At 66.9% G+C, this 2,859-nt stretch carries 2 protein-coding genes; both read left to right on the top strand.

Going from position 1 to position 2,859, the window contains the following annotated elements; all coding sequences use genetic code 11:
• The first annotated feature begins 151 nt into the window (after positions 1-151).
• On the top strand, positions 152-1,333 hold the full coding sequence (locus V3572_RS12275) for a BMP family lipoprotein (RefSeq protein WP_332111296.1): 1,182 nt from the start codon (positions 152-154) through the stop codon (positions 1,331-1,333).
• Between the two features lie 32 nt (positions 1,334-1,365).
• A partial coding sequence (locus tag V3572_RS12270; protein ID WP_332111295.1) for an ATP-binding cassette domain-containing protein occupies positions 1,366-2,859 on the top strand: 1,494 nt, incomplete at its 3' end.

Genomic DNA, 2,859 nt, shown 5'->3' with positions numbered 1-2,859 from the left:
ATGGTCGACGCCGACAACGCGGGCGTGGTCTATTCCAAGGACCCGGACTGCCGGGCGCGGGCAGCTTGCCGAACCCCGGTTTTTTTGGCAGGAATCATCTTTTTTGGGACGCGATCGTCCCGTCGCCAAACCGTCACCCAAGGAGACGTCCATGAAACGCGCCATCTGGTGTCTGGCCGCCCTGTTTGCGGTCCTCTCGCTTGTTCCCGGGCCGGTTCGGGCTGCGGACGAACCGTTCACGTTCGGCCTGCTTTTGGTCGGGCCGTACAACGACAAGGGCTACAGCCAGGCCCAGTACGAGGGCGGCAGGTATGTGGAAGAGAAGCTGCCCGGCTCGAAGATGATCTATCTGGACAAGGTCAATCCGGCGGATCGTCCCGGGGTGACCATTCCCCAGTTGGTGGACGACCTGGCGGCCAAGGGCGCCAAGATGATCCTGGCCGGTTCCGACGACATGAAGGACGGCATCCGCGAGGCGGCGGCGGCCCATCCCGAGATCAGTTTCGTGCATGTCTCGGGCGACGACGTGCTCACGGGCAAGGCCCCGAAAAATCTGGGCAACGTGTTCGGCCGCATGGAATACGGCAAGATGATGGCCGGGTTTGCGGCGGCCATGACCACCAAGACCGGCAAGATCGCCTACCTGGGGCCGCTGATCAACGACGAGACCCGCCGTCTGGCCGCCTCGGTGTACCTGGGCGCGCGTTACGCCTGGGAGAAGGTGCTGGGCAAGCCCGCCAAGGACTTGCAGTTCAAGGTGAGCTGGATCGGGTTCTGGTTCAACATCCCCGGCGTCACCTCCGACCCCAACCAGGTGGCGGCGGCCTTTTTCGACGGCGGCTACGACGTGGTGGTCTCGGGCATCGATACCCCCGAGGCGCTCATTGTGGCCAAGCAGAAAAACGGGGCCGGAGCCGACGTCCACGCCGTGTCCTACGACTACAAGCTGGCCTGCCAGGGCTACGACGCCGTGTGCCTGGGCGTGCCGTATTTCAACTGGGGCCCGGAGTTTCTCAAGCTGATCAAGCAGGGCAAGGACGGGAAGTTCACGCCTGCCTTCGAGTGGCTGGCCCCGGATTTCGCGGACATCAACAACCCGGACACCTCGATTGTGGGCTATGCCGAGGGCGCGGCCCTGTCTGCGGCGGCCAGGGCGGAACTGAAGAAGTTCGTGGCCGACCTGGGCGCGGGCAAGGCGGAACTTTTTGCGGGACCGCTGAACTACCAGGACGGCTCGGTGTTCCTGAAGGCCGGGGTAAAGGCCACGGACAAGCAGATATGGTATCTGCCGCAGCTTCTGGAAGGCATGGACGGACAAAGCGTGGCCAAATAGGCCCGCACGAATTGTGAACCGGGGACGCCGCCGTGGACGTTTTCTTGTCGCGCATCACGAAACGCTACGGCCGCATCCTGGCCAACGACGGCGTCACCGTGGCCCTGAAACCGGGCCGCATTCATGGACTGTTGGGTGAAAACGGGGCCGGCAAGAGCACGCTCATGCGCGTTCTTGCCGGTCACGTCATGTGCGACGGCGGATTCCTCGAGGTGGACGGCGTCCGGCACGTCGGGCTGACCCCGGCCGGGGCCATGGCCCTGGGCATCGGCATGCTCAGCCAGGATCCCCTGGATTTTCCGCCGCTTCCCGCCTGGGAGAATTTCACCCTGGGCGGACGCCCCCGGACCCGGCGGCAGGCCCGGGACCGGCTGATGGAACTTTCGGAGAACCTGGGATTTTCGCTTCGCCCGGACGATCCCGTGGAACGCTTCACCGTGGCCGAGCGGCAGCAGTTGGAGCTGACCCGGCTCATCGACGCCGACGTCCGGCTGCTGATTCTGGACGAGCCCACCACGGGCATCTCCCCCGAGCAAAAAGACATCCTTTTTCGCATCCTGCGCGATTTCGCGGCCAACCAGGGCCGCATCGTGATCCTGGTGACCCACAAGCTGCCCGAGGCCGAAGAGCTGTGCCACGAAGTCCTGGTCATGCGCCGGGGGCGTCTGGCGGGCAGCTTTACGCCGCCCTACGACCCGGGGCTGTTGCTGGAGACCATGTTCGGCCCCGAGGCGGCCAAGGCCGCAACGGAGCCGGAGATCACCGGCGAGGCCGCCGTGGCGGCGATTAAGGTCCGGGAGGCCGCGCCGCCGCGTGAGGCCCCTGCCCTGGCCGAGCTTGCGGACGTGGCCTTTTCCGACGAGAAATCCGCCCTGCCCCCGGTCAGCCTCTCCCTGCGCCCGGGCGAGGTGGTGGGCGTGGCCGGGGTGGCCGGGGGCGGCCAGGAGCTTTTTTTGCGTGGCCTGGCCGGGCTGGCCCGGATACGCAGCGGGCGGTACGGGCTGGGCGGCGCGGACATGCGCGGCCGGAGCATGGCCGCCTTTTCCCAGGCCGGGGTGCATTTTTTGCCCGCCTCGCGCATGGAGGAGGGCCTTTTTCCGGGCCTGTCCCTGGCCGATCACGCCCGGCTGGGCTTCCCCAACGAACGGGGCGACATCCGCGATCTTTTCAAGCGCCGCTTCGTGGACCGTTTCCATGTCCCGAACCAGCCCGGGGCCCCGGCCGCCTCCCTGTCCGGCGGCAACCAGCAGCGGCTTCTTTTGTCGCTGATTCCCGACGACACCCGGCTGCTCGTGGCCGAAAGCCCCACCCGGGGGCTGGACGTGGCCTCCTGCGCCCAGGTATGGGAGCATCTGCACGCCCTGGCCGCCCAAGGGACCGCCGTGGTCTTCTCCTCGGAAGACCTGGACGAGATTTTGGCCCGCTCCGGGCGCATCCTGGTCTTCTACAACCGCCGCCTGGCGGCCGACGCGCCCGCCGCCGGGCAGACCGTGCGCGGCCTGGGCCGACACATGACCGGCCGGATC

Source organism: Desulfolutivibrio sp. (assembly GCF_036584575.1).
Lineage (GTDB): Bacteria > Desulfobacterota > Desulfovibrionia > Desulfovibrionales > Desulfovibrionaceae > Desulfolutivibrio.
Note: the sequence above shows the minus strand (reverse complement) of the source record. Positions and strands in the feature narration are given on the sequence as shown.

What these genes read in the sequence shown, in the direction of transcription:
- V3572_RS12275 (WP_332111296.1), top strand. Translation starts at nt 152, where the DNA reads ATGAAACGCGCCATCTGGTGTCTGGCCGCCCTGTTTGCGGTCCTCTCG.